This is a genomic window from Streptomyces sp. NPDC005574, from assembly GCF_040605435.1.
In the GTDB taxonomy this organism is placed as follows: Bacteria; Actinomycetota; Actinomycetes; order Streptomycetales; family Streptomycetaceae; genus Streptomyces.
Map to the genome: position 1 here is coordinate 1 of NZ_JBEXCW010000105.1, position 24,602 is coordinate 24,602.

Below are 24,602 nucleotides of genomic sequence, written 5' to 3' on the forward strand. Positions count from 1 at the left end.
CCGGCGGCGCCGCCGACACGGCCCGCCGAACCCAGCCCGTCCGGCGTTTGAGGACAAGGCCCGTTCAGGGCCGGCCCGAGGCCCCGGCGGCGCCACCGACACGGCCCCGCACGGCCCGCGCCACCCTCGTGGCCACCTCGGCCCGAGGCCGGCTGTCGGCCGCCCGCCGCCGAGGATGCACGGTGTTGGCCAGCAGCACCACGAACGTGTCCGTGGCCGTGTCCAGCACCAGCGACGTCCCCGTGAACCCCGTGTGCCCGGCGGCCCCCCGCCCGGCCAGCTCCCCCATGAACCACGGCTGGTCGAGGGCGAACCCGAGCCCGGGCGGGGTGAGGAGCAGTTCGACGAAGTCGGGGCCGAGGATGCGGGCGGGCCCGTAGGAGCCGCCCGCCAGCAGGGTGCGGCAGAACACCGCGAGGTCCCGCCCGGTGGAGAAGAGGCCCGCGTGGCCCGCGACCCCGCCCAGCGCCCACGCGTTCTCGTCGTGCACCTCGCCCCGCAGCATCCCGCGGTCGGCCTTGGCCCACGGCCGGCGCTGGTCCTCCGTGGCCGCCGCGCCGGGGCAGGGGCCGAAGCGGGTCGCCGTCATGCCCAGTGGCCGGGTGATGCCCTCGTGCACGAGGACGTCGAGGGCGCGTCCGGTGACGCGTTCCAGGACGTGCTGGAGGAGCAGCGGGTTGAGGTCGGAGTAGGTGTAGGTGCCGGGCACGCCGACCGGTGGCTCGGCCCGCAGCAGGGCGAGCCGTTCGGCGTCGTCGGCGCAGTCGTACAGCGGGAGTTCGGGGCGCAGCCCGGAGGTGTGGGTGAGCAGTTGCCGGACGGTGACGCCGTGCCGGGCGGCCGCGTGGAACTCGGGCAGGTAGGCGCCCACCCGGGCGTCGATGCCGAGGGTGCCCCGCTCGATCTGCTGCACGGCGGCGACGGCCGTGAACAGCTTGGTGAGGGAGGCCAGGTCGAAGGGGGTGGTGACGGTGGTGCGGACGCGGGCGGCGGGCGGGAGTTCCACGCCGGTGTCCGTCCGGGGGTCGTAGGCGCTGTACCGCACGGCCCAGCCCGCCGCCTCCTCGACGGCGATCACGGGGCCGCGTCCGGCGACCACCACGGCGCCGGCCGCCCAGGGCCGCGCGCCACCGGTGAGGGCGCGGACCCGGGTGACGAGCCGGGCGAGTTCGCCCGGGTCGAGTCCGGCCCGCTCCGGTGTGTCGTTGCGCAGTCGCGGTGCGCTCAGCTCTCGACTCCCTCCACACTCGTACGCCTGTTCCAGGGACGGCACATTCCCATGAAACAGATCAGTGCCACCAGTGCGGCGGCCAGTTGGACGACGGCCATCGGGACGGCGGTGTGCTCTCCGGCGATCCCGACCAGCGGGGAGGCGATCGCGCCGATGAGGAAGGACGTCGTCCCGAGCAGGGCGGACGCGGAGCCGGCCGAGTGTCTGGTGCGCATCAGGGCGAGCGCCTGCGTGTTGGGGAGGGTGACGCCCATCGCGGACATCAGGACGAAGAGGGCGGCGGCCACGGGCAGGAGTCCGACCTGGCCGAAGACGCCGGTCGACATCAGCAGCAGCGCCGTCGCTGCGGCGATGACCACGAGGAGGCCCGCGCCCAGCACCCGGTCGAGGCTGACCCGGCCGACGAGGACCTTGCCGTTGATCTGGCCGACGGCGACCAGGCCCACCGAGTTGAGGCCGAACAGCAGGCTGAAGGTCTGCGGGGAGGCGCCGTAGATCTCCTGGATCACGAACGGCGAGGCCGAGATGTAGGCGAACAGCGCGGCGAAGGCGAAGCCGCCGGAGAGCATGTAGCCGGTGAAGGGCAGGTCGGAGAGCAGGCGGCGCATGGAGCCGAGGGCCTCGCCGACGCCGCCGGCATGGCGTTCGGCGGGTTCGAGGGTCTCGGGGAGTTTCACCCAGACCACGACGGCGAGCAGCACGCCCACGGCGGTGAGGACCGCGAACACGCCCCGCCAGTCCGTGACCCGCAGGATCTGCCCGCCGATGAGGGGGGCGACGATCGGCGCGACCCCGGAGATCAGCATGAGGCTGGAGAAGAACCGGGCCATGGCGACGCCGTCGTAGAGGTCGCGGACGACGGCCCGCGCTATGACGATGCCGGCGGCGCCCGCGAGTCCCTGCGCGAGGCGGAAGGCGACCAGGAATCCGACGGTGGGCGCGAAGGCGCACAGCACGGTGGCGACGACGTACACGGCGAGGCCGGTGAGCAACGGGCGCCTGCGGCCCCACCGGTCGCTCATCGGGCCGACGACGAGCTGCCCCAGCGCCATGCCGGCCAGACAGGCGGTGAGGGTGAGCTGCACGGTCGCGGCGGGGGCGTGCAGGGCCTCGGTCACCTGCGGCAGCGAGGGCAGGTACATGTCCATGGCGAGCGGGGGCGTGGCGGTGAGGCCGCCCAGGATCAGCATCACGAGCAGCCCGGTCCGCCCGCTCGCCCGGGCCGCCGTGTGGTCCCTGCCGGCCTCGCCGACCGGCTGCGGCGAAGGCCCCCCGCCCGGTCCGGCGACCCCCGCGGGCCCCGGCTCGGCCGCCCGCCGCTGGTCCGGTACGGCCGCACGCCGCTCGTCGGGTCCGTCCGCCGGCCGCGTGTCCGGTGTCGGCGCCCCAGGCTCCGGCATGTGCCCCTCCCTCTCCGAGTGGTCCGCCACCTATGCTCTCAGCTCGTACGCAGTGGCGATGGTCAGGTGAGCGAGGGTGAGCCGGGATGACGGAGCAGAGGGTGCGCTGGGGGGTCCTGGCGACCGGTGGGATCGCGGCCGCGTTCACGGCGGACCTGGTGGATCTGCCGGACGCCGAGGTGGTGGCGGTGGCCTCGCGGTCGCAGGACTCGGCGAAGGCGTTCGCCGAGCGGTTCGGGATTCCGCGCGCCTACGGCGCCTGGGACGCGCTGGCGCGGGACGAGGACATCGATGTCGTGTACGTCGCCACCCCGCACGCGGCGCACCGGCAGGCCGCCGGGCTGTGCCTGGAGGCCGGCCGCAACGTGCTGTGCGAGAAGGCGTTCACGCTGAACGCGCGCGAGGCCGGGGAACTGGTCGCGCTGGCGCGGGAGCGCGGCAGCTTCCTGATGGAGGCCATGTGGATGTACTGCAGCCCGCTGATGCGGCGGCTGAAGGCCCTGGTCGACGACGGCGCGATCGGTGACGTGCGCACCGTGCACGCCGACTTCGGGCTCGCGGGCCCCTTCCCGCCCTCGCACCGGCTGCGCGACCCGGCGCAGGGCGGGGGCGCGCTGCTGGATCTCGGGGTGTACCCGGTGTCGTTCGCGCAGCTGCTGCTGGGCGAGCCCACGGACGTGACGGCCCGGGCGGTGCTGTCCGAGGAGGGCGTCGACCTCCAGACGGGCGCGCTGCTGTCCTGGGCGGGTGGGGCGCTCGCCTCGGTGCACTGCTCCGTCGTCGGCGGTACGGCCACCACGGCGTCCGTCACCGGTTCGCTGGGCCGGATCGACATCCCGCACGGCTTCTTCCACCCGGAGACCTTCGTGCTGCACCGCGACGGGCGCGAGCCGCAGGAGTTCGCCGCCGACGTGGCGGACGGGCCGCGCACCAGCCTCCGGCACGAGGCCCGCGAGGTGATGCGGGCGCTGCGCGCGGGTGAGAAGGAGTCGCCTCTGGTCCCCCTGGAGGGGACGCTGGCCGTGATGCGGACGCTCGACGCGATCCGGGACCGCATCGGCGTCCGCTACCCGTCCGAGGCCGGCGAGCCGGGTCTCACGCCGGCTTGAGCCCCTGGTCCCCCACCTCCGTCACGAAGGACGCGGCCGTCGTGATCGCCGCCCCCGGCGTGGTCACGTACGGCACGGTCCGGAAGTCGGCGCGTGCCTGGGTCTGCCCGAGCGTGAGGCGGGTGTAGCCGCGGCGGCCGTTGTAGAACTTCAGGTGCGGGTTGGCGGTCATGTACGTGGACCAGTTCGCGGGCCGGTCGGCGCCGTCCTTGCCGCTGGCGACGGAGGTGGCGACGATCTCGGTGCCGAGGGTGCGCGAGGCGGGGTCGTCGAAGTCGTCCTTGACGTCGAAGGCGTACCCGACGTGCACGTCCCCGGTGAGCACCATCAGGTTCTCGACGCCGGCCGCCTTGGCGCCGTCCAGGATGCGGCGGCGGGCGGCCGGATAGCCGTCCCAGGCGTCCATGGACACCTTGGCGGCCGCGTCGAGGTCCATCTTCCGCTGGGAGAAGCACACCTGTTGCGGTACGACGTTCCACAGGGCCCGGGAGTCGCGCCAGCCGTCGAGCAGCCAGCGTTCCTGCGTGGCGCCGGTCATGGTGCGTGAGGGGTCCGCGGTCTCGGGGCCGGGGACGTGCGGGACGTCGCCGTAGGCCTGGTCGGAGCGGTACTGGCGGGTGTCGAGGACGTCGAACTGGGCGAGTGCGCCCCACTGGAGCCGCCGGTACAGCCGCATGTCGGGGCCGGCCGGGAGCTGCGGCAGGCGCAGCGGCTGGTTCTCCCAGTAGGCGCGGTAGGCGGCGGCGCGGCGCAGCAGGAACTCCGATGTGGGGACGGCGTTCTCGGGGTGGTCCCCGGCGTAGTTGTTCTCGGTCTCGTGGTCGTCCCAGGTGACCACGAAGGGGTGCGCGGCGTGCGCGGCCCTGAGGTCGGGGTCGGTCTTGTAGAGGGCGTAGCGCAGCCGGTAGTCCTCCAGCGTGGCGGCCTCGTGGTCGAAGTGGGACGGCAGGACGCGGTCGGTGTAGGCGCGGGCGCCGCCGGCCGAGTCGACCGCGTACTCGTACAGGTAGTCGCCGAGGTGGAAGACGATGTCGACGTCGTCCTGGGCGAGATGGCGGTGCGCGGTGAAGTACCCCTCGTGGTAGGCCTGGCAGGCGACGGTGGCGAAGGTGAGCTGTGAGACCGCGCTGCCCGCGGCGGGCGCGGTGCGGGTGCGGCCGGTCTCGCTGAGCCAGGTGCCGGTGCGGAAGCGGTAGTAGAAGACCCGGCCGGGGTCGAGGCCCTCGACCTCCACGTGCACGGTGTGGTGGAACTCGGGGTGGGCGGTGGCGGTGCCCCGGGCGACGACGGTGGCGAACGCCTGGTCGCCGGCCACCTCCCAGTCCACGGCGATCCGTTCGGCGGGCAGACCGCCGTCGGGCTGGTACGGCAGCGGCGCCAGTCTGGTCCACAGGACCACCGAGCTCGGCTGCGGGTCGCCCGAGGCGACGCCGAGCGTGAAGGGGTGCGTGTCGATCCGCGCCGCGTCGAGTTCGGCGGCGGCCGCGACCCCGGTGGCGGGCAGGTCGACGGCGAAGGCGAGCGCCACGGCCGCGCCGGTGGCGCTCAGGAAGCGGCGGCGGCCGATGTGCCGTGCGGCGGCCCGTACTTCGGGGGCGTGCCCTGCGGGGGTCCGCCCTGACGAAAATGCTGTGATTGTCATTCTGTCCTCCCCCGACAGTTGAGGGAGCGGGCCGGAGGGCGGACCGGGACGACACGCGGTGCCGGGCGCACAGCACCCGGACGGCGGACGCGGGCGTCCCGAATGGCGCACCGGGCAGGGACCTGTCACCGCGCCCGAGGGCGGCACCCTCCCCTACGCTGCGGCCTCATGAATGCCAATCAGACGGACGGGCGGGACGGCGGCGGGAAGGACGGCGGCGGCGGGCGGTCGCGGGTCGCCGTGGTGACCGGGGCGGGCTCCGGCATCGGACGCGCGGTCGCCGTGGAACTGCTGCGCGCGGGCTGGTCGGTGGCGCTGGCCGGCCGGCGGCCCGAGCCCCTGGCGGAGACGGCCGCGCTGGTCCCCGGCGCCCCCTGTGTCGCCGTACGCACGGACGTGTCGCGGCCCGAGGACGTGGCCGCGCTGTTCGCCGCGGCCGTGGAGCGCTTCGGCCGGGTCGACCTGCTGTTCAACAACGCGGGGACGTTCGGCCCCGGCGGGGTGCCGGTGGAGGAACTGCCCTACGAGGCCTGGCGGCACGTCGTGGACACGAACCTCAACGGGGCGTTCCTGTGCGCGCAGGCGGCCTACCGGCAGATGAAGGAGCAGGACCCGCAGGGCGGGCGGATCATCAACAACGGCTCGATCTCCGCGCACACGCCCCGGCCGCACTCGGCCGCCTACACGGCCACCAAGCACGCGCTGACCGGCCTGACGAAGGCCCTGTCGCTGGACGGGCGGCCGTACCGGATCGCGGTCGGGCAGATCGACATCGGCAACGCGGCGACCGACATGACCGAGCGGATGGGGACCGGCGCCCTGCAGGCCAACGGTCAGGTCGCGCCGGAACCCGTGATGGACGTCGCCGACGTGGCGCGCACGGTCCGGCACATGGCCGCGCTGCCGCTGGAGGCGAACGTCCAGTTCGCGACGGTGCTGGCGACGACGATGCCGTACGTGGGACGCGGCTGAGCGCGGTCCGGGCCCGCCCCGCAGATCGTCACCTCGTCAACCTGCACAAGCGGAGTGGATCCTTCCGCACCATACCGGCCGGTAGCGGGCTTATGCTCTTGATCTCCTCCATCAGAGCTTCACACTTGGAGCACAGAGCTTCCGCAGACCACACCGAGGGGGGAGACGGCAGTCGTTCCACCGCACCGGGTGGGGGTGGCCCTCGCGCGATGCCGCGAGGTACGCACCGGCTGGTGGAACGGCTGCCGCACGACGTCACCCGCCGGTGACGCCATGGCCCGTGACGTCATGGCTCGTGACCGGTGACGTCGGGGCGTGACCGCTCGCCGTGACCGGTGACGTCGGGGCGTGACCGGCGTGGGGGCGTGGCCGTCGGGGCGTGACCGGTCGCCGTGACCGGTGCCGTCAGGGCGTGACCGCCATGGGGGCGCGGCCGTCAGGGCGTGAGTTCCTGTCCGCCGGCCGTCCGGCGCCGGCGGGCCGCGTACACCCCGCCCGCCAGCAGCGCGACCGTCCCCGCCGCACCTTCCAGCAGGCGCCGCGCCGAGGTGCCGCCGCCCGCCGCGTCACCCGCCGGCGCCCCCGCGGCCGCCCGCGCGGCTCTCCGGCCCGGCGTCGGCGACGCGCTCGCCCCGCCCTCGCTGAGCGGCTCGACCAGCGTGCCCACCGGCCGCGCCGAACTCCCCGCGGCGAAGCCCCAGTCGAGCAGTGCGGCCGCCTCCTCGTAGACGGAGCCGCCGCCGCTGCCCGGGTGCATCACGGTCACCAGCAGGGTCCGGCCGCCGCGTACGGCCGCGCCGGTGAAGGTGTTGCCGGCGTGGCTGGTGTAGCCGTTCTTCACCCCGATCAGGCCCTTGTACGTCGGCACCCCCCACGCGCCCGTCAGCAACCGGTCGGTGTTCTGGATCTGGAAGGTCTTCCCGCCGCCGGCCGGGAAGTCGGCGGTCCGTGTCGCGCAGTACGCGCGGAAGTCGGCGTCGCGCAGGCCGTGCCGGGCGAACAGCGTGAGGTCGTACGCCGACGAGTGCTGCCCCGGATGGTCGAAGCCGTCCGGGCTGACCACCCGGGTGTCCAGAGCCTGCAGGTCCGCCGCCCGGGCCTGCATCTCGGCGACGGTCCGCGCGATCCCGCCGTTCATCCGGGCGAGCACGTGCACCGCGTCGTTGCCCGAGCGCAGGAACACCCCGTGCCACAACTGCTCGACGGTGTAGGTGATCCCGGGCTTGATCCCCACCAGGCTGGAGCCCGCCGGGATGCCGGCCAGGTCGGCGTCCGTCACCGTGTACCGCTCGGTCCGCGCGAACTTCGGCAGCACCGTGTCGGCGAACAGCATCTTCAGCGTGGACGCGGGCGCCAGCCGCCGGTGCGCGTCGCCGGCGGCGAGCACCTCGCCGCTGTCGTGGTCGGCGACCAGCCAGGACCGGGCGGTGAGCTTGCGGGGCAGACCGGTGGCGCCCCGCACCTGGACGCCGGCGCGGGCCAGCCGGGCCCCGCCGACGGTCCGCGGCTCGGACACGGGTGCCGCGGCGGCCGGGGACGCCACGGAAAGGGGCACCGCGGCGGCGAGGGCCAGCAGGGAACGCCTGGACAGGGAATTCAAAGAAAGACCGCTCCTCGCGAAGTGACACCCCATCCCACCGGGGCTTCCTGGCAGTTGGCCCTGCTCAGCTTAGGAAACACCTGTCTTACCGAATTCTGAATCCGGACGTTTCATTCTCAGCTCCTCCACACGTGTTACTCAGGGCGCCTCAAAGGTTTCTCCCTAGCTTGTGTCAGCGCCCACAGCGGGCGCCAAGAACCTGCGAGGAACGGGATGTTTGGCATCTATCTCAAGCGCGAACTGAGCCGGCGCAAGAAGGCGGCTCTGGTCATCGCACTGGGTCTGGCGCTCGGAATCGCCCTGGTCATCACCGTGAACTCGGTGTCGGCCGGCATGGCGCAGGCCCAGGACAAGGTCCTGCAGTCGCTGTACGGCCTCGGCACCGACATGACCGTCACCAAGGCCAGATCGGCGCCCACCGGAAACAGCTCCGGCCGGCCCAACTTCCAGTTCGACGCCCAGTCGGACGACGACTCCGAGAACCAGAGTTCCGACCGGGTGATGACCCAGGGCGGACAGGCCCTGAAGTCCGCGCTGGTCGAGAAGGTCTCCGCGCAGAAGGGTGTGGCGAACGCGGTCGGCGCGATCACCCTGAACGTCACCAAGGTCGACGGTTCCTTCACCCAGGGCAAGGCGCAGAGCACGACCGGTGGCCAGAGCCAGGGCCAGGGCGGTCCCGGCGGCGGCACCAGCAGCGGCAGCACCGCCCAGCCGCAGGTGCAGGGCGGCGGCGCCTCCTTCGACGTCAACTCGTACTCGGTCGCCGGCGTGGACGTGACCGACCAGACGCTCGGCCCGCTGGCCGGCTCGACCATCAGCTCGGGCAAGACCTTCACGGCCGCGCAGACCGGCGCGAAGGTCGCGGTGCTCGGCAAGTCGTACGCGAAGGAGAACAAGTACAAGGTCGGCTCGACCTTCAAGATCTCCGGCACCAAGTACACGGTCATCGGTATCGCGACCCCCGAGAGCAGCGAGTCCACGACCGACGTCTACCTGCCGCTGAAGCAGGCGCAGACCCTGGCCGACGCGAAGAACCAGGTCACCACGATCTATGTGAAGGCGACCGACTCCCAGCAGATCGAGACGGTCAAGGCGACGATCCAGAAGAACATCTCCGGTACGACGGTCACCACCTCCGCCGACCTCGCCGACACCGTCTCCGGCTCGCTGTCCACCGCCTCGGACCTGGCGACCAGCGTCGGCAAGTGGCTGTCGATCGCGGTCCTGGCCGCCGCCTTCCTGGTGGCCGCGCTGCTGACCTCCTCGGCGGTCTCCCGCCGGGTCCGTGAGTTCGGCACCCTCAAGGCGCTCGGCTGGCCCAGCCGCCGGGTCACCCGGCAGGTCGTCGGCGAGTCCATGGTCAACGGCCTGCTCGGCGGTGCCCTCGGCATCGGCCTGGGCCTCGCGGCCGCCTACACGGTGACCATGATCAGCCCGAAGCTCACCGCACAGCTCGGCAACACCGGTGGCGGGGCCGGCGGTGGCCCCGGCGGTGGCGGTCCCGGGCAGCAGTCGACGCGGAACACCATGGAGATCGCGCTCTCCGCCCCGGTCTCGGTGACCACCATCGCCCTCGCGGTGGGCCTGGCGGTCACCGGAGGTCTGATCGCCGGCGCGATGGGCGGCTGGCGCGCCTCCCGGATGCGTCCGGCCGACGCCCTGCGCAGCGTCTCGTAGCGCCGGCTCCCCCTTCCTCACGCTTAGTCACGGAGAACCCATGTACAGACTGACCGGCGTCACCAAGCGGTACACCCGCGGCAAGGACACGGTGGAGGCGCTGCGCGGCGTCGACCTCACCATCGAGGACGGCGACCAGCTCGTCATCCAGGGCCCCACCGGCGGCGGCAAGTCGACGCTGCTCCAGATGATCGGCGGCCTCGACCGCCCGACCGAGGGCAGTGTCGAACTCGACGGCGTCGACCTGGCCTCCATCAGCGAGGCCAAGCTGACCCGGCTGCGCGCGGAGAAGATCGGCATCATCTTCCAGGCGTTCAACCTGATCCCGACGCTGACCGCGCAGGAGAACGTCGAGACGGCTCTGGTCCCGCTCGGCGTCAAACCCGCCGAGCGCCGCGACCGCGCGGCGGAGGCCCTGCGCTCGGTGGGTCTCGGCGAACGCCTCTCGCACGTGCCGACCGAGCTGTCCGGCGGCCAGCAGCAGCGGGTGGCCATCGCCCGCGCGCTGGTGAAGAAGCCGAAGGTGCTGCTCGCCGACGAGCCCACCGGCAACCTCGACGAGGGCACCCGCGACGACATCATGGCCCTGCTCGAAGGGCTGTGGCGGGAGTACGGGCTGACGTTCGTCATCGTCACCCACGACTCGTCGATCGCCCGCCGCGCGCCACGACTGGCCACCATCAAGGCCGGTCAGATCACCCTGACCGAGCAGACCGTGCGGTCCTGAGGCGATGCGGTCCTGAGGCCGCACGGTTTTGAGGCCGCACGGTTTTGACGCCGTACGGTTTTGACGCCGTGCGGTTCTGGAGCGGTGCGGTCCTGACCGTCCGGGTCAGTCCCCGGGGCCGCTCACCGCCCGAGCAACCGGTCGATCCCGGCCGACTGTTCAGGGGTGAGCGGCCCCTTGGCGATGGCGCCCGCGTTCTCCTCGGCCTGCGCGACCGACCGGAACCCGGGGATCGGCACGGTGCGCGGACTGCGGGCCCAGATCCAGGCGAGGGCGCCCTGCGCGAGGGTGCGGCCGTCACCGGTGAGGATCTCCCGGACCGCGTCGACCCGGGCCAGCCACTCGGGATCGGCCCCGGACCCGTCGACGAACCCCCGCAGCCAGGCCGGCGGCCGGCTGCGGATGTCCCCGGCGTCCAGGGCCTGCCGGGCCCGTCGCTTCCCGGCCAGCAACCCCATGGCGAGGGGACTGCGGTTGACACTGGCCAGCCCGGCGCCTTCACAGAGCGCGATCATCGCGGGCGCGTCCTCCAGCACGTTCAGCGCGTGCTGTACGGCGGCACAGTGCTCCCCCTCGGCGAACACGGCCGCGCGGTCGGGATCGTCGGTGCTCCACGCGTAGGCGCGCACGAGCCCCTCCCGTACGAACTCCTCGCAGGTCTCGCGCAGCCCTGCCGCCTGCTCGGGGTGGGCGTCCGAGAGATGCAGCTGGTACAGGTCGACGTAGTCGGTGCCGAGCCGGTCGAGCGACGCGGTGAGGGCGGCGCGCGCGTGCTCCGGGGAGGCGTCCTGCCCTACGAGGGTCCCGGTCCGCTCGTCGAAGAGGTTGCCCCACTTGGTGGCGACGACGACATCGGCCCGCCGCTTGCCGAGGGCCCGGCCGAGCACGCGCTCGCTGTGCCCGGTGCCGTAGACGTCGGCGGTGTCGAAGAAGGTGACACCGAGGTCGAGGGCGCGACGGATCGCCCGCACCGACTCGTCGTCGTCGACCTTCCCCCAGCCGAGGGGCTGCCCCCCTGCGTCCTGCCACTCACCGCCGATGGCCCAGCAGCCGAAGCCGAGGGGGCTGACGTCGATACCGCTGCGTCCCAGTGTCCGGGTGGTCTCCATACCGGCCGACGCTAGGACGTGGAGCGCACTTCAGCGCAAGGGGTGTGCGGGGAGCACCTGGATTTCCGCGCGCCCGTTCACGCCTGCCCGGTCTCGAACCGGGAGATACGGCCGTCCTCCCCGACGGTGAAGCTCCAGCGGGTCCGCATCTCGCCCCAGGCGTCGTTCCTGTAGCGGGCGAGCAGGGCACGGCCGCCCTCGGACTCCCGCTCGACCTCCAGATGCCCGTGGGAGGAGAAGATCTCGCGGTCGATCCAGTCGGTGAGCTCCCGGTCGGACCCGTCGTCCGCCATCGTCGCGCCGGGCGCGAGCAGCGCCAGGAAGCCGTCCCGGTCATGGGCGTTGACGGCGGTGACGAAGGCGCGGACGGCCGGGTCGCTGAGTCGGGCGGTCTGAATCGTCATGCCCGCCACACTCGCACCGCGCGCGGGAGGCCGCCACCCGAACGGCGGCGCGGACCGGACGCCGGGTGTCAGAAGTGCGACGGTGGAAACGCGGGAGGGGATCGATGTCCACGTTCCAGTTCCAGCCGACTGCACCGGGAGTGTTCGTGACCGCTTACGACCGACGTGATCTGGGCCTGCTGCTGCTCCGGCTGGGCACCGGCGGAGTGCTGGCGGCGCACGGCGCGCAGAAACTCTTCGGCTGGTTCGGCGGCCACGGCCTGGAGGGAACGGGCCAGTACTTCGAGTCCATCGGCTACGCCCCCGGCAAGGCGAGCGCGACGGCGGCGGGCCTGGCGGAGGCCGGCGGCGGAGCCCTGCTCGCGCTGGGCCTGGCGACCCCGGCCGCGGGCGCCTCGGCGGCCGGCGCGATGGCCGGCGCGGCGGCCGTGCACACCCCCAACGGCTTCTTCAACCAGGGCGGCGGCTACGAGTACGCGGCGGCCCTCGGCCTGACGGCGGCCGGCCTCGCGGTCACCGGCCCCGGCCGCCTCTCCCTCGACCACGCCCTCGGCCACGCGGTCAACCGGAACTGGATGGTCCCGGTGGCCTTCGCGGTGACGGGCCTGGCGACCGCCCTGGTCGTGGGCGCCCGCACCAAGCGGCTGCGCAAGGCGGAGGAGGGCGAGCAGCAGGCCCTGTTCGACGAGGAGGCGGCGCTGTACCGCGAGTAGGACGACGATCAGGGTCGCGGTGCAGCCGGCGTCGGCGGCGGCTTCGACCACGCGTGGGTTCTCGCATACGTGGATCTGGGTGCGGGGTGGCATCCCGAGGTGCAGGGTGCGCAGTTCGCGCAGGGTGAGGTGGGTCTCCAGGTTGTGGTCCGCGCGTTCTTGCAGGGTTTTCTCGCCCCAGCTCGCGCCTGTTGGTCGCAGGCCGTCGCTGAGGACTGTGCTGGAAACCTCGTCCGGGGTGACCGAGGCCTGACGCCACAGGGTCCGGAAGCCCGGTGCGTCGGCGGGGACGTGGGGGTCGGACGCCGGCTGACCCCGGCCTGACCCGGCGGGAGCCGGGGTCCCCGGTCCCCGGACGACCGGAAAGGGGCTCCGACGCAGGTCGGAGGCCCTTTCCACGACAAAGCCGCGGGTGGCGGCAGACGAGTCGGGTTGTACGCCGGGGACAGTCATCCGTCCGCGCCCAATCGCCGACGGAGCCGTTCTGGAAGCGGATATGAGCGCTCCGTCGGCAGCCGGCGCAGTGCCTCGTCGCTCCTGCCGTCGAGTACAGCGGCTTGGACCGACCATGCCAGTTCGGTGACGTCCGCCATGTCCACGATCCAATCGTCCACATAGCGGTCCACGGCTTCGCCGGACAGACCGACCTGAATGGCTCGCCATGGCTGCGGTTCCAGATGGATCGACCGGTCCGGGTCCCACTGCACACGCACCGGGCACTCGGCGGCCTCCGCTCGCCACTGAGCCTCGTCCTCGTGCACACCGGGCTGGAAGTGGCTGAGGGCCGCGTGCGCCAGCGCCCATTCGAACCCGGCCCGGTCCATTTCGATCCGCAGAATTCTTTCCTGGTTCGGCTTCCGGGCCCAGCCGGAGCGATACATCATCCACAGGAACGACGGTTTGATCCACGTCATGCGTTCGCGCTTGAACGGCGCCACGAACGTCCGAGCGCGCACCGCCGGTTCCGAGATCTCCCGCGGATATGCCTGGTACACCACGATCGTGGAGTCAGCGTATTCCGCCCGTACGATCCGTCTCTGCTCTGCCTCCGTCACCGACCGCGCACCTCGGACGCCCACGTTTCCGCCTTGAGGACTTCCGGTCCCTCTACATGTGTGGCACCGGCCGCGTACAGCAGCCACAGCAGCTCCAGGGAGCCGAAGAAGGATTCCCCCCAGCTGTCGACCCAGACGCGGAGCCGCGACGGGCCCACCCCGACGATGTCCCAGAACTCCCAGCCGCGAGAATCCTCGTCCGGGTCGAACCGATAGATCCAGTTCTGCAAGGACCAAGGGCCTCCGCCGCTACGGTCTGCATACGCGGTGCGGCCGTGTCGGACGAATTCCTCTGACGGCACCTCGCCGTCGCGGACGGATGCCGTGGTGAACCATTCAGGGAACTCGTCCGTCGGCAGGTCTTCATCGTCGAACTCCGCCGTGCAGGCCAGGTGGAGGGCGGCCGACAGGACACGACGTACGCGTAGCGCGTACGCCTCGGAGGTCCCCTCACGCACATCGACGGTGAAAGCGGCCAGAACCGGCGGAGCCGACTCGATCGCGGGACGCCGCCGAACACGGTCCAGTTCGGCAGCGACACTCTCCTCGCTGTGAATCATCGCACGATCCTATCTTCCTGTTCGACACGTCCGGAGCCCTTGACGATGTTGTCGCGGAGTTCACCGAGGAGCTTGGCCGGGATTCCGTAGAGGTCCTTCCCCTTGGTCGGATCGGAGATTTCCGGGTACTCCTGCAGCAGGCCTTTCCATTCCGTGCGGGTGAAGGCGCCACCGTCAGGATGATCATCCTTGTTCTGCGGCAGAGCGGATTCACGAACCTTGACCAGATAGTCTTCGGAGATCTTGAACGAGACGATCTGGCCGCCGTCGCCCCGGTATTCCAATGTGTGCCTGATATCGCCGCTCATGTTCAGATACAGCTTGCCTTTACCGGTGATCGTCACCTCGCCGTTCTCACCGATGTGAATCCGCTGACTCAGTGGGTGGTCGGTCTGTTTACGGAAGACCGAGATCAGGTTTTCGCCGCACTCTTCAAGACCGAGTGGATCGGTCCTGGTGCACGGGTTGTGGACGTAGGTGTGGGGGTTGGGGGCGGGGGTGAGACCGAGGGGGTCAGGAGTGAGATAGCGGGCGGTCTCGGGGTCGTAGTGGCGGAAGTAGTTGTAGTGGAGGCCGGATTCGGGATCGTTGTACTGCCCGGGGAAGCGCAGGGGAGTGCAGGTGGTCGCATCGCTGGTCCAGGTGGTGGCGCCCCAGAGGGTGCGGCGGGCGCGCCAGGCGATGTCCCCTTGTTCGTCGACCAGTTCGCAGGGAGAGCCCACGAGGTCCGTGACGATCGCGAAGAAGCGGGAGTCGATCTCCTGTTGTGGTGCATCGACCGCGGTGATGCGTTCGGTCTGGGCGATGGGTTTGAGGCCCTGGTGATCCCAGGTGAGGGTGACGGGGTTCGGGAGGTCGGCGGATTGCGCGGTCTGTTCGCAGAGTGTTGCGCCGTCCCACGTGAAGTCGACGCGCTCCGCGACGGTTTCGCCGTCGGTTGCGAGGCGGAGTTTGGCGGTGCGGCGGCCCAGGGGGTCGTAGGTGTAGCGCCATCGGGTGCCGTCGGGGGTGGTGACCTGGGTGAGGCGGTCTTCCGCGTCCCATCGGTAGTGCCAGGTGTCGGGTTTGCGGGACAGGCGGATTTTCTGGCGCAGGGTGATGCGGCCGAGGGCATCGTGTTCGTAGCGGACGTTGCCCGCGCGGGTGATCCGGGTGCCGGTGTAGATGCGGGCGCCCGTGGCCTCGTGGCCGGGGTGTTGGGCGGGCCAGGTGGCGTGTGTCTGGTTGCCGGCGTTGTCGTAGGCGTAGGTCTCGGTCCAGTTGTGGGCGTGGACCGCGGTGACGCGGCCAGTCGGGTCCACGTCGAAGCGGCGGGTGCCGTTGAGCTGATCGTCGACGCCGGTCAGATAGCCGTCGGCGCGGTAGGTGTAGGCGCGGTGCTGCAGCGTGCGGCCGTCCGCGCGGGTTAGCGACTGGCTGGTCAGGCGGCCCAGGGCGTCGAAGCCGTGTTCAAGGGTGACCGTCCCACCGATATGACGCTCCAGTTCCCGGCCTGCTTCGTCGTAGGTGAAGTCGATGCTGCGGCCGGAGACCTGTATCCCGGTGGGGCGGCCCGTGGCGTCGTAGGACCAGGTGGTGGTGGCGCCGGCGGGGGTGGTGCGGCTGGTTCGGCGCCCCAGGATGTCGTAGGTGTAGGTCTGGGTGCGCCCGTTGACCGTCTCCGAACTCAGTCGCCCGTCGCGGTCGTTGAGCAGCGTGAGGGTCGTGCCGTCCGGACCGGTGGCCCGGGCGAGCTGATCGGTCAGGTCGTAGGCGTAGGTGGTCTCCCGGCCCGCCACGTCCTTGAGGACCGTCCGGCCCAGTTCGTCACGTGCGAAGCGGATCGTTTCACCGAGCACGTTGGTGCGGCTGGTGAGCTGGCTGGCGGCATCGTAGGTGTAGGTCAGCGTGCGGCCGTCGAAATCTGTCTCCGTAACCAACCGTCCGGCGGCATCGTATGCGTACTTCCAGGTCAGGCCCATGGGGTTGGTGACCTCGATCAGGCGCAACTCGGTGTCGTAGGCGAAGGTGTACCGAACGCCGTCCGGGCCGGTACGCGCCGACAACCGGTCGAAGTACGTGTACTCGAAGCGGGAGACGGCACCCGTGGCGTCGGTGTGGCCGGTGCGGTTCCCCTCGGCGTCGTACGTCCACGACTCGGTGGTGCCGTCCGCGGCGGTGCTGCGAACCGGCTTCCCGTCGATGGTCCACTCCAGGCGAGTCACGTTGCCGAGCGGGTCGGTGAGTGTGACGGGGCGGCCGAACGCGTCCAGGGTGTATCGGGTCGAGGCTCCGTATGGGTCGGTGATGCGTTCGGGAACTCCGGCGGCGTTGGACTGGATGCGGGTGGTGCAGCCGACTGCGTCGGTGAGACTGGTGAGGCGGCCGGCTCGGTCGTAGGCGGACCTCTTCACGGCTCCTGAGGGGGCTGTGGCGGAGGTCAGATTTCCGCGTTCGTCGTATGCGCAGTCCCACTGCCTGCCGTCCGTGGTGACGACGGTCACCGGCAGCCCGAGCGTGCCATAGACGATGTGGGTCGTCCGGCCGTCCGGTCGGCCGGCGGAAACGACCCGTCCGTTCTCGTCACGTCCGTAGCGGATGGTGCGGCCGAGCGGGTCCGTCACCGAGACGAGTTGGAGGTCGTCGTCCCACTCCCGGCAGGTGGAGTTGCCGAGCGGGTCCGTCTCGCGGATCAGGCGCAGCGCCTCGTTGTGTTCATAGGTACGGACGTGGCCGAGTGAGTCGGTGACGCGGGTCGTGCGTGACTCCCCGTCGTAGGCGAGGGTGGAGGCAAGGACGCCACCGGTGCCGCCGGTGGCGGTGACTCGGCCTCGGTCGTCGTACCGGTACCAGTAGGTCGTGTTGTTGCGGTCGGTCCAGGAGGTGATGCGGCCTTCGGGATCGTACGTGTAACGCAGCGGCAGACCGGAGGAGTTGGTCTCCTCGGTGAGGTGGCCGTCCTCGTAGCCGAAGGTGACCAGGGTGGTGCCTGGCCGGTCGGGGTGGGCCGGGTCGGTCAGACGCAGGCCGGTGATGCGAGAGCGGGCGGGGTTGTGGTCGAGAGCGACGCGGTAGCCGCCGGAGTGAACGACGGCTCCGGGGATGTCGCCCGTCTCGTACTCGATGGTGATGCGGTTGCCGTTGCGGTCCTGGATGTACTGCAACGGCAGGTCGACGGCTGTGTCGCCGGCCGCGGGCACAGGGCTGTGGAAGACATTGTCCAGGCCCGTGTCGGGGTCGTGTACGCGGATACCGCCGTCGGTCTCGGTGTCCCAGGACAGCAGCAGGCCTGAGCCGGGGGTGTCGGGTCGGACGGGTTCGCCGGTGTCGGGGGCGGGGACCGGGAAGCAGACACGTGCGCCGTCCGCGGTCGCGTACACGAAGCCTTCGTCGTCGGCCTGGACGCGCTGGTCGAGGGTGGACGCCCAGGTCGGGCCGAACCAGCCACCGTGGCGGTAGGAGGAGAGGTGGACGCGCTCCAGGACCAGCGGGAGCACACCCGGCAGTGACACGTCCGTGCGGGGCAGGGCCATGTCGCCGGTAGCCACGTCGATCGGGTCCCGCACGAACGTCTTGAGCATGTTGCGGACCGAGGCCGGCAGCTTCTCGTAGCCCGGGTTCAGCTTCAGCCGCTCGAACGCGGCGCAGTTGAGCTTGAACGCCTCGCTCAGTTTCGCCAGTTCGGCCGGCTTGAGTGCCTTCAGGCCCTTGCCGAGGGCCTTGCCCAGGATGCCGAGGCCGACGCCCAGCACCGCGCCCTCGGCCAGGATGCCGGCGAGTTTCTCCGGGTCCTTGAACGCGCCCGGGTCCTCCAGGAGCGTCGCGAACGCCGAGAACTTCGCGCCCTCCTTGGCCATCTTGGCCACCGACGCGACGCCCCGGATCTCCCTCAGCGCCTTCAGCGCCCGCTCCACCCCCCGGATGACCTCCATCACCCCGCGGACCACCGAAGCGAGCGCCGTGCCCTCCTCCTCGATCCGGGCGATCAGCGCCACCACCTTCAGCGCCCGCTCACCCGCCACCAGCGTGGCCGCCACCGACGACGCCCCCGCGGTCAGGACGTCCAGCGCCAGGCCCGCTATCTCGAACTCGACGATCTCCGCCAGCATCACGCCGATCTCGGACAGCAACTCGTGTGCCTGATCCGCGAAGTCGTCCAGTGCCTTCGCGCCCTCCCGCAGCGCGTCGGCCATGTCCCCGGCGTTCTTCCGGGCCGCCCTGGAGCGCTTGTTGAGAGCCTTCGCGGCCTCGCCCTCCCACTCCACGTCCGACAGCGCCCGCTGCGCGGCGGCGGCCGCCTCGTCCAGACCCGTGGCCAGACGCCGCCACTTCTTCGCTGTCTCCCGCACCCCGTCCGGGTCCACCGCCGGATCGGTGATACCCAGGAACTCCAGACCACTGGCGACCGAGTCGCCGAACATGTGGTTGAACTTGTTGATGTAGTGGAACGGATTCAGGTCGACCACGGCCGGCTCAGTCCTTCGCCGGCCGGGCCGCCGCCGCCAGCAACACGTCGAGCAGGTCGAAGGCGTCGGAGACCTCCCCGATCAGCTTCGCCTCCGCCTCCCACTCCTCCGTCAGCTGCCCGGTCAGCTTGGTCATGCCCTCGCCTGTCTCGCCCGTAGCGCTGAGGAGTGACCCGCAGGAGCCCAGCGCGCCCAGGTCATCTGACTGCGCCTCGGACTGCCGCGACGGCTTCGCCGTGTGGTGCCCCACCCCGAGCGACCCCGAGGCCGCCCCGTGCAGCGACGCCGCTTCTTTCTTCAGGTCCGACATGCCACCCACCCCCGTACCTCACTCTGTGCACATGCCAACCCGAGACACTATGGAGAACGGTTGTGCGGGAGGTATGGGCGACCCCAAGGAACGGCAAAGATCGGCAAGCGCGGGCTCCACCCAGCCGCACGACCACTGCGGAAGAAGTGGCGCGGCGCCGAGGAGTTCGTAGCGGTCCAAGGCGAGGGACAGGCAGTCGCCGTGACGTTCCGGGCCCGCGTCCGGTGCGCCCGAGTGTCCGTCAGCGAGAGAACCTGGCATCTGAGCTGCTGGACAACGAGCGGCAGACGAGTCGGGCTGTACGCCGGATTTTGTCGCCGGGCGGCCTCGCGGCCGGCCGGGAGACGGCCATCCATCTAGGGCCGGCGTTGCCGCCGGCCTCGTGCGGTCTACCCGGGGACTCGGGCGGGCAGCCCTCGAACGTCCTCGCAGAACCGCCTTTCATATCCCGAAAGGCGCTTCCTTTTGACCTTGCTCCAGGTGGGGTTTACCTAGCTGCCCAGGTCACCCTGGGCACTGGTGGTCTCTTACACCACCGTTTCACCCTTACCCAGCGCCGAAGCACCAGGCGGTCTGTTTTCTGTGGCACTGTCCCGCGGGTCACCCCGGGTGGCCGTTAGCCACCACCTTGCCCTGTGGAGTCCGGACGTTCCTCGGGAAGCACCCCGAAGGGGCTTCACGCGGCCGTCCGCCCGGCTCGTCTGCCGTGTCGGCCATGTTACCCGGCGTGGACCTCACCTCGTTCCGGCCGGGGGGCCGGACCTTGCGGCGGTACCGGTGTCCCCGTGGCGGGGTCCGTCCGGGCGGCCCGGCCCGCCGTCGCCAGGATCGAGCCCGCGAGGATCAGGGTGAAGGCGACCGCGATGCCCGTCGTGAACGGTTCGTCCAGGAACAGCGCGCCCGCCGCCACCGCGATCGCCGGGTTGACGTAGGTGATCACGGTCGCCCGGGTCGGGCCCGCCTCCTTGATCAGCTCCAGGAAGGCGACGAAGGCCACCGCCGTGCAGATGACGCCCAGTGCGGCGAGGGCCGCCAGCACCTCGGCGGAGGGCATCCGGGCGGGCCAGGTCATGGCGGCTCCGGGGGCGTACACCAGGGCCGCCAGGAGCAGGCAGGGGGCCGTGAGCTGGAGGGTCGGGACGTTCTTCAGGTGGCGGGCCGCGATGAGGGGGGCCGTCGCGTAGCCCACCACCGTCAGGAGCACCTCCGCCATGGAGCGCGCGTCGCCGCCCGTCAGGTGCGGGACCGTGAGGACGCCGACGCCCGCCAGGCCGAGCGCGAGGCCCGTGAGCCGCCGTATGCCGAGTCGTTCGGTGTCGCCGAAGAAGCGGGCCAGGGCCACGCCGACGATCGGTACGCCCGCGATCAGCAGGCCCGCCGTCGAGCTGGACAGATGGCGTTCGGCGTCCGTGAGCGTGAACCAGGGGCCCACGATCTCGATGCACGCGAAGGCCAGCATGGGGCGCCAGTGGGCGCGGACGGTCCGGGCCAGGCCGCCCTGCCGTACCGCGAAGGGGAGCAGGAGGAGCGCGCCCACCGCGCAGCGCGTGAACACCACCATGGACGGGGACAGCGGAGCCTCCACCGCCACTTTGATCAGCAGGTAGGGGATGCCCCAGACCACTCCCATCAGGGAGAACAGGAACCAGCCGCGTGCAGTCATGGCAGCAGTGTCGGCCGCCGCCTCACCCCGCGTCTTGAACGCTGTTGCGGTACGCCGCCGGGGTCACGCCCAGGACGCGGCGGAACCAGCGGGTGAGGTGTGCCTGGTCGGCGAAGCCGACGAGGGCGGCGACCTCGGCGGGGCGCAGGCCGGCCTCCAGGAGACCGCGGGCCCGGTTGACGCGGTACTGGGCGAGCCAGGCGTACGGCGGGACGCCCATCGTCGTACGGAAGGCGCGCAGGAGCTGGTAGCGGGACAGGCCCAGGTCGGCAGCCAGCTCGGCGAGGGAGGGCGGGGCGAGGAGTTCGTCGGCGAGGCGGTCGCGGACGGTGTGGGCGAGGCGGTCGGCGCCCGGGATCGCGTCGGGGGTCGCGCGGGCCGTGGAGTGGCGGCGGGCGAGGGCGGTCAGCAGCCACGGGAGACGGGACTCGGTCTCCAACGGGTCGGGGCAGGCGCTGAGTTCGGTGTGCGTGCGGCGCAGGGCGGCGGCGAGTTCGGGGTCGTCGACGAGGGGCTCGCGGAAGTGCGGCAGGCCGTCGAGGACGCCTTCGGCGAGCAGGCCGGGGGCCGCGTACACGGCGCGGTAGGCGTAGCCGTCGGTGGCGTTGCCCGGGCCGCCGGTGTGCATCTCGCCGGGTGCCAGTACGACGATGGAGCCGGGGCCGGTGCGGACGTGGCCGCCGCGGTAGTCGATGATCTCGGAGCCGCCGACGCAGACGCCGATGGTGAACTCCTCGTGGGCGTGCGGGGCGTAGACGTGCCGGTCGAACCGCGCGGTCAGCAGGTCCAGCGGCGGGCCGCAGCGGCCGAGTCTCGCCCTGGTCCACAGTGCCTGCTCACCCATGTCACTCCCCCTTGTGTGCTTGCAGGGGTGTAACGCGGGCGAGCTCAGAGAAAGTCCGACGTGTCCACGTCGAACGCGAACGGCTCGGGGAGGGGCAGTGGCTTTCCGAGCGGGCGGGTGCGGCGTTCGCGGTAGTCGTCGTGCTCGGGGTCGCTGAAGAGGCTGACCGACGAAACGTCCCGGTCGACCAGCAGGTAGAGGGGGATGCCGGCGCGGGCGTAGCAGTGCCGCTTGACCTCACGGTCGGCCTTGGGCTTGGTGGAGGTCACCGCAGTACCAACGTGACGCCGTCGCAGGGCATCCAGGGGTCGGCACCTCGGGCGCGAAGCGCACCTCGTGGTTCCGGGGGCGGTCCGGGTGCGCCGTACGCTGTCCCGGAGTCCGTAGAGAAGGAGATCCTCCGTGCTGGTCCTGCTGCCGCCCTCCGAGGGCAAGGCATCCTCCGGTCGCGGCGCCCCGCTGAAGCTGGAGTCGCTGTCGCTGCCGGGGCTCCACGAGGCCCGCGAGGCCGTGGTCGAGGAGCTGGTCGAGCTGTGCGCCGGTGACGAGGCCAAGGCGTGCGAGGTGCTCGGGCTGAGCGAGGGACTGCGCGGTGAGGTCGCGAAGAACACCGCGCTGCGCACGGCGGGCACCCGGCCGGCCGGGGAGATCTACACCGGGGTGCTCTACGACGCCCTGGGCCTGGCCTCGCTGGACACCGCGGCGAAGCGGCGGGCGGCCCGGTCGCTGCTCGTGTTCTCGGGGCTGTGGGGCGCGGTCCGGGTGACCGACCGGATCCCCTCCTACCGCTGCTCGATGGGCGTACGGCTGCCCGGTCTCGGGGCGCTGGGCGGGCACTGGCGGGCGCCGATGGCCGAGGTGCTGCCGGAGATTGCGGGGCGGGGGCTGGTGCTGGACCTGCGGTCGTCCGCGTACGCCGCCGCGTGGAAGCCGAAGGGGGAGGTCGCGGGGCGGACGGCGACCGTTCGCGTGCTGCACGCGCCGACCCGGAAGGTCGTCAGCCACTTCAACAAGGCGACGAAGGGACGGATCGTGCGCGCCCTGCTGTCGGCACCGGCGCTGCCGGAGAACCCGGCCGAGCTGGTGGAGGCGCTGCGCGGTCTCGGGTACGTCGTGGAGGCCCAGGCGCCCGCGCAGACGGGCAGGCCCTGGTCGCTGGACGTGCTGGTGACGGAGATCCACTGACGGCCGGCCGACTGTGTTGCAGCATGTGCAACGTTCGTTGCGTGTGCTGCACGCCACGGGCACGATGAGGCTCATGACCTCACCCCTGCCCTCCGCTCCGCGTGCCCGCGACGCCTCGGTGCTGGACCTCGCGCCCGTCGTGCCCGTGGTCGTGGTCGAGGACGCCGCCACCGCCGTACCGCTCGCCCGGGCCCTGGTCGCCGGCGGGCTGCGCGCGATCGAGGTGACCCTGCGGACGCCCGCCGCGCTCGACGCCATCCGGGCGATCAGCGGCGCGGTGCCGGACGCGGTGGTCGGCGCTGGGACCCTGCTCACGCCCGCGCAGGTCACCGAGTCGGTGGCGGCCGGGGCGCGGTTCCTGGTCAGCCCGGGCTGGACGGACGTACTGCTGACGGCGATGCGGGCGTCGGGGGTGCCGTACCTGCCGGGGGTGTCGACCGCTTCCGAGGTCGTGGCGCTCCTTGAGCGCGGGGTGCGGGAGATGAAGTTCTTCCCGGCCGAGGCGGCGGGCGGAACGGCGTATCTCCGGTCGCTGTCCGGGCCCCTCCCGCAGGCCCGCTTCTGCCCCACCGGCGGCATCGGTCCGGGCAACGCGCCCGACTACCTGGCGCTGCCCAACGTCGGCTGTGTGGGGGGTACTTGGATGCTTCCCGACGACGCGATCGCGGCCGGCGACTGGGCGCGCGTCGAACGCCTGGCCCGCGCGGCGGCGGCGCTGGGGGCGGCCCGTGACCGGCAGCCGGGCGCCTGAGACACGCCGTCCTCAGCGCAGGTGTGACGTGTCGTTGAGGAGGCGGACGCTCGCGTTGCCGTCCGCGTAGTAGGCCACCGCCGACAGGGCGGCCGCCGAGAGTTCCATGCGGAACAGGGACTCGGGCGGGGCGCCGAGGGCCAGCCGTACGAACGTCTTGATCGGCGTCACGTGCGTGACCAGCAGGACCGTGCGGCCCGCGTACGCCGCCAGCAGTCTGTCGCGGGTGGCGGCGATCCGGGTGGCGGTGGCCGCGAAGCTCTCGCCTCCGCCGGTCGGTTCGGCGTCCGGGTCGGCCAGCCAGGCGTTCAGGTCGTCCGGGTGGCGGTCGCGCACCTCGCCGAAGGTGAGCCCTTCCCACGCCCCGAAGTCGGTCTCGCGCAGGCCGTCCTCGACGGCCACCTCGAGGCCGAGCCGGGCGGCGACCGCGGCCGCCGTCTCCCGGGTCCGGGTCAGGGGCGAGGACACGACGGCCTGGATCGTGCCGCGCCGCGCCAGCGCCGCCGCGGCCCGCTCGGCCTGCTCCCTGCCGACGGCGGAGAGCGCGGGGTCGGTGCCGCCGCTGCCGGAGAACCGCTTCTGGGGGGTCAGCGGTGTCTCACCATGCCTGAGCAGCACGAACGTCGTGGGCGCGCCCAGATCGGCGGGGGCCCAGCCGGCGGCGGGGGCGGGGGCCCGTCCGGGCGCGGGGGTGGAGCTGGGAGCGGGGGTGGAGCTGGGAGCGGCCACGGCACGAGCGGCCCGTACGTCGGCTTCGGCAGTGGCGCCGGTGTCAGTGCCGGACCCGGTTCGGGTGCCGGCGCCGGCGCCGCGCCCGACCGCAGTGCCGGTGTCGGTCCCCGTCCCGGCGCCGGCGCCGCGCCCGACCGCAGTGCCGGTGTCGTTCCCCGTCCCGGTGTCGGTGCCGTGGCCGACCGCAGTCCCGGTGTCGGTCCCGGTCCCGGTGTCGGTGCCGTGCCCGACCGCAGTCCCGGTGCCGGTGCCGTGCCCGACCGCAGTCCCGGTGCCGTTCCCCGTCCCGGCCCTCGTCCCGGTGCCGGCCCCGGCAAGCCTGCCGCTCCCCCCGTCGGCCGCCCCGGCCCCCGGGCCCCCCGGCGTTTCCGTCAGGCGGCAGGCGCGCGCCCCCAGCAGCGCCAGCTCCACGAACGCGGTGGGATCACCGGACTCCGCGGCCAGCTCCTGGGCGCGCTCGACGTGTGCGAAGG

General features: G+C 72.0%; 20 protein-coding genes, 1 other RNA gene and 2 pseudogenes. 7 read left to right on the forward strand and 16 right to left on the reverse strand.

Going from position 1 to position 24,602, the window contains the following annotated elements; translation table 11 throughout:
• Window positions 1–64 precede the first annotated feature (64 nt).
• Window positions 65–1,273, reverse strand: coding sequence for a serine hydrolase domain-containing protein (locus ABZT03_RS36895; RefSeq protein ID WP_356047560.1), 1,209 nt, complete (start codon window positions 1,271–1,273; stop codon window positions 65–67).
• Complete coding sequence (locus ABZT03_RS36900) at window positions 1,225–2,631, reverse strand: multidrug effflux MFS transporter (protein ID WP_356047562.1); 1,407 nt, start codon at window positions 2,629–2,631, stop codon at window positions 1,225–1,227. Before ABZT03_RS36900 ends, ABZT03_RS36895 begins: the two co-directional genes overlap by 49 nt.
• 86 nt (window positions 2,632–2,717) lie before the next feature.
• Between ABZT03_RS36900 and ABZT03_RS36905 the strand changes: the two genes are divergently transcribed.
• Complete coding sequence (locus ABZT03_RS36905) at window positions 2,718–3,740, forward strand: Gfo/Idh/MocA family oxidoreductase (RefSeq protein WP_356047564.1); 1,023 nt, start codon at window positions 2,718–2,720, stop codon at window positions 3,738–3,740.
• Here the strand turns inward: ABZT03_RS36905 and ABZT03_RS36910 are convergent.
• The gene (locus tag ABZT03_RS36910) at window positions 3,727–5,382 is read right to left on the reverse strand and encodes an alkaline phosphatase D family protein (RefSeq protein WP_356047566.1); all 1,656 of its coding nucleotides are present in this window, start codon (window positions 5,380–5,382) and stop codon (window positions 3,727–3,729) included. The genes ABZT03_RS36905 and ABZT03_RS36910 overlap by 14 nt on opposite strands.
• 168 nt (window positions 5,383–5,550) lie before the next feature.
• Between ABZT03_RS36910 and ABZT03_RS36915 the strand changes: the two genes are divergently transcribed.
• Window positions 5,551–6,354 carry an SDR family oxidoreductase gene (locus ABZT03_RS36915; protein ID WP_356047568.1) on the forward strand — a complete coding sequence of 268 codons (804 nt, stop codon included), beginning with the start codon at window positions 5,551–5,553 and terminating at the stop codon, window positions 6,352–6,354.
• A 436-nt stretch (window positions 6,355–6,790) separates the two neighbouring features.
• On the opposite strand, the gene ABZT03_RS36920 is transcribed toward ABZT03_RS36915, so the two are convergent.
• Window positions 6,791–7,987 (reverse strand): D-alanyl-D-alanine carboxypeptidase, encoded by a 1,197-nt coding sequence (locus tag ABZT03_RS36920; RefSeq protein WP_356047570.1) that lies wholly within the window; start codon window positions 7,985–7,987, stop codon window positions 6,791–6,793.
• 180 nt (window positions 7,988–8,167) lie between these two features.
• Between ABZT03_RS36920 and ABZT03_RS36925 the strand changes: the two genes are divergently transcribed.
• Complete coding sequence (locus ABZT03_RS36925; RefSeq protein WP_356047572.1) at window positions 8,168–9,631, forward strand: ABC transporter permease; 1,464 nt, start codon at window positions 8,168–8,170, stop codon at window positions 9,629–9,631.
• 40 nt (window positions 9,632–9,671) lie between these two features.
• Window positions 9,672–10,358: an ABC transporter ATP-binding protein gene (locus ABZT03_RS36930; protein WP_356047574.1), complete on the forward strand. Its 687-nt coding sequence runs from the start codon at window positions 9,672–9,674 to the stop codon at window positions 10,356–10,358.
• A gap of 122 nt (window positions 10,359–10,480) precedes the next feature.
• Here ABZT03_RS36930 and ABZT03_RS36935 read toward each other — a convergent pair whose 3' ends face one another.
• Together ABZT03_RS36935 and ABZT03_RS36940 are read right to left on the reverse strand one after the other, a co-directional pair.
• Window positions 10,481–11,467 (reverse strand): aldo/keto reductase, encoded by a 987-nt coding sequence (locus tag ABZT03_RS36935; RefSeq protein ID WP_356047576.1) that lies wholly within the window; start codon window positions 11,465–11,467, stop codon window positions 10,481–10,483.
• A gap of 77 nt (window positions 11,468–11,544) precedes the next feature.
• Window positions 11,545–11,871, reverse strand: coding sequence for a nuclear transport factor 2 family protein (locus ABZT03_RS36940; protein WP_356047578.1), 327 nt, complete (start codon window positions 11,869–11,871; stop codon window positions 11,545–11,547).
• A 146-nt stretch (window positions 11,872–12,017) separates the two neighbouring features.
• Here ABZT03_RS36940 and ABZT03_RS36945 point away from each other — a divergent pair, with 146 nt between their 5' ends.
• Complete coding sequence (locus ABZT03_RS36945) at window positions 12,018–12,584, forward strand: DoxX family membrane protein (protein ID WP_356047595.1); 567 nt, start codon at window positions 12,018–12,020, stop codon at window positions 12,582–12,584.
• Between the two features lie 12 nt (window positions 12,585–12,596).
• Here the strand turns inward: ABZT03_RS36945 and ABZT03_RS36950 are convergent.
• The 9 genes and pseudogenes from ABZT03_RS36950 to ABZT03_RS36990 all read right to left on the reverse strand — a co-directional run.
• Window positions 12,597–13,037 (reverse strand): annotated as a pseudogene (locus tag ABZT03_RS36950) (DUF2399 domain-containing protein); the annotation flags it as partial.
• On the reverse strand, window positions 13,034–13,639 hold the full coding sequence (locus tag ABZT03_RS36955) for a DUF4291 domain-containing protein (protein WP_356047579.1): 606 nt from the start codon (window positions 13,637–13,639) through the stop codon (window positions 13,034–13,036). The gene ABZT03_RS36955 and the pseudogene ABZT03_RS36950, both read right to left, overlap by 4 nt.
• The gene (locus ABZT03_RS36960; RefSeq protein WP_356047581.1) at window positions 13,636–14,199 is read right to left on the reverse strand and encodes a hypothetical protein; all 564 of its coding nucleotides are present in this window, start codon (window positions 14,197–14,199) and stop codon (window positions 13,636–13,638) included. Before ABZT03_RS36960 ends, ABZT03_RS36955 begins: the two co-directional genes overlap by 4 nt.
• Entirely contained in the window at window positions 14,196–18,644 is a 4,449-nt protein-coding gene (locus ABZT03_RS36965) for a DUF6531 domain-containing protein (protein WP_356047583.1), read from the reverse strand. Before ABZT03_RS36965 ends, ABZT03_RS36960 begins: the two co-directional genes overlap by 4 nt.
• Window positions 18,645–18,651: 7 nt before the next feature.
• A complete protein-coding gene (locus ABZT03_RS36970) occupies window positions 18,652–18,954 on the reverse strand; it encodes a hypothetical protein (protein ID WP_356047585.1) in 303 nt (100 codons plus the stop codon).
• Window positions 18,955–19,238: 284 nt separating this feature from the next.
• Window positions 19,239–19,654: RNase P RNA component class A (rnpB, locus tag ABZT03_RS36975), an RNA gene on the reverse strand.
• A gap of 18 nt (window positions 19,655–19,672) precedes the next feature.
• Complete coding sequence (locus ABZT03_RS36980; protein WP_356047587.1) at window positions 19,673–20,617, reverse strand: DMT family transporter; 945 nt, start codon at window positions 20,615–20,617, stop codon at window positions 19,673–19,675.
• Window positions 20,618–20,639: 22 nt separating this feature from the next.
• Window positions 20,640–21,461 (reverse strand): AraC family transcriptional regulator, encoded by an 822-nt coding sequence (locus ABZT03_RS36985; RefSeq protein WP_356047589.1) that lies wholly within the window; start codon window positions 21,459–21,461, stop codon window positions 20,640–20,642.
• Window positions 21,462–21,505: 44 nt separating this feature from the next.
• Window positions 21,506–21,780 (reverse strand): annotated as a pseudogene (locus ABZT03_RS36990) (Uma2 family endonuclease); the annotation flags it as partial.
• An 83-nt stretch (window positions 21,781–21,863) separates the two neighbouring features.
• On the opposite strand from ABZT03_RS36990, the gene yaaA reads away from it, so the two are divergent.
• Together yaaA and eda are read left to right on the forward strand one after the other, a co-directional pair.
• Window positions 21,864–22,646, forward strand: a complete 783-nt coding sequence (yaaA, locus tag ABZT03_RS36995) for a peroxide stress protein YaaA (RefSeq protein WP_356047591.1) — start codon at window positions 21,864–21,866, stop codon at window positions 22,644–22,646.
• Window positions 22,647–22,719: 73 nt separating this feature from the next.
• Window positions 22,720–23,397: a bifunctional 4-hydroxy-2-oxoglutarate aldolase/2-dehydro-3-deoxy-phosphogluconate aldolase gene (gene eda, locus ABZT03_RS37000; protein WP_356047593.1), complete on the forward strand. Its 678-nt coding sequence runs from the start codon at window positions 22,720–22,722 to the stop codon at window positions 23,395–23,397.
• A gap of 12 nt (window positions 23,398–23,409) precedes the next feature.
• Here eda and ABZT03_RS37005 read toward each other — a convergent pair whose 3' ends face one another.
• On the reverse strand, window positions 23,410–24,573 hold the full coding sequence (locus ABZT03_RS37005; protein WP_356047597.1) for a bifunctional RNase H/acid phosphatase: 1,164 nt from the start codon (window positions 24,571–24,573) through the stop codon (window positions 23,410–23,412).
• Between the last annotated feature and the right edge of the window lie 29 nt (window positions 24,574–24,602).

Bases quoted from the DNA above. Each gene is read 5' to 3' on its own strand.
- ABZT03_RS36900 (WP_356047562.1), bottom strand. From the start codon at position 2,631: ATGCCGGAGCCTGGGGCGCCGACACCGGACACGCGGCCGGCGGACGGA.
- ABZT03_RS36905 (WP_356047564.1), top strand. From the start codon at position 2,718: ATGACGGAGCAGAGGGTGCGCTGGGGGGTCCTGGCGACCGGTGGGATC.
- ABZT03_RS36910 (WP_356047566.1), bottom strand. From the start codon at position 5,382: ATGACAATCACAGCATTTTCGTCAGGGCGGACCCCCGCAGGGCACGCC.
- ABZT03_RS36915 (WP_356047568.1), top strand. From the start codon at position 5,551: ATGAATGCCAATCAGACGGACGGGCGGGACGGCGGCGGGAAGGACGGC.
- ABZT03_RS36920 (WP_356047570.1), bottom strand. From the start codon at position 7,987: ATGGGGTGTCACTTCGCGAGGAGCGGTCTTTCTTTGAATTCCCTGTCC.
- ABZT03_RS36925 (WP_356047572.1), top strand. From the start codon at position 8,168: ATGTTTGGCATCTATCTCAAGCGCGAACTGAGCCGGCGCAAGAAGGCG.
- ABZT03_RS36930 (WP_356047574.1), top strand. From the start codon at position 9,672: ATGTACAGACTGACCGGCGTCACCAAGCGGTACACCCGCGGCAAGGAC.
- ABZT03_RS36935 (WP_356047576.1), bottom strand. From the start codon at position 11,467: ATGGAGACCACCCGGACACTGGGACGCAGCGGTATCGACGTCAGCCCC.
- ABZT03_RS36940 (WP_356047578.1), bottom strand. From the start codon at position 11,871: ATGACGATTCAGACCGCCCGACTCAGCGACCCGGCCGTCCGCGCCTTC.
- ABZT03_RS36960 (WP_356047581.1), bottom strand. From the start codon at position 14,199: ATGATTCACAGCGAGGAGAGTGTCGCTGCCGAACTGGACCGTGTTCGG.
- ABZT03_RS36970 (WP_356047585.1), bottom strand. From the start codon at position 18,954: ATGTCGGACCTGAAGAAAGAAGCGGCGTCGCTGCACGGGGCGGCCTCG.
- ABZT03_RS36980 (WP_356047587.1), bottom strand. From the start codon at position 20,617: ATGACTGCACGCGGCTGGTTCCTGTTCTCCCTGATGGGAGTGGTCTGG.
- ABZT03_RS36985 (WP_356047589.1), bottom strand. From the start codon at position 21,461: ATGGGTGAGCAGGCACTGTGGACCAGGGCGAGACTCGGCCGCTGCGGC.
- eda (WP_356047593.1), top strand. From the start codon at position 22,720: ATGACCTCACCCCTGCCCTCCGCTCCGCGTGCCCGCGACGCCTCGGTG.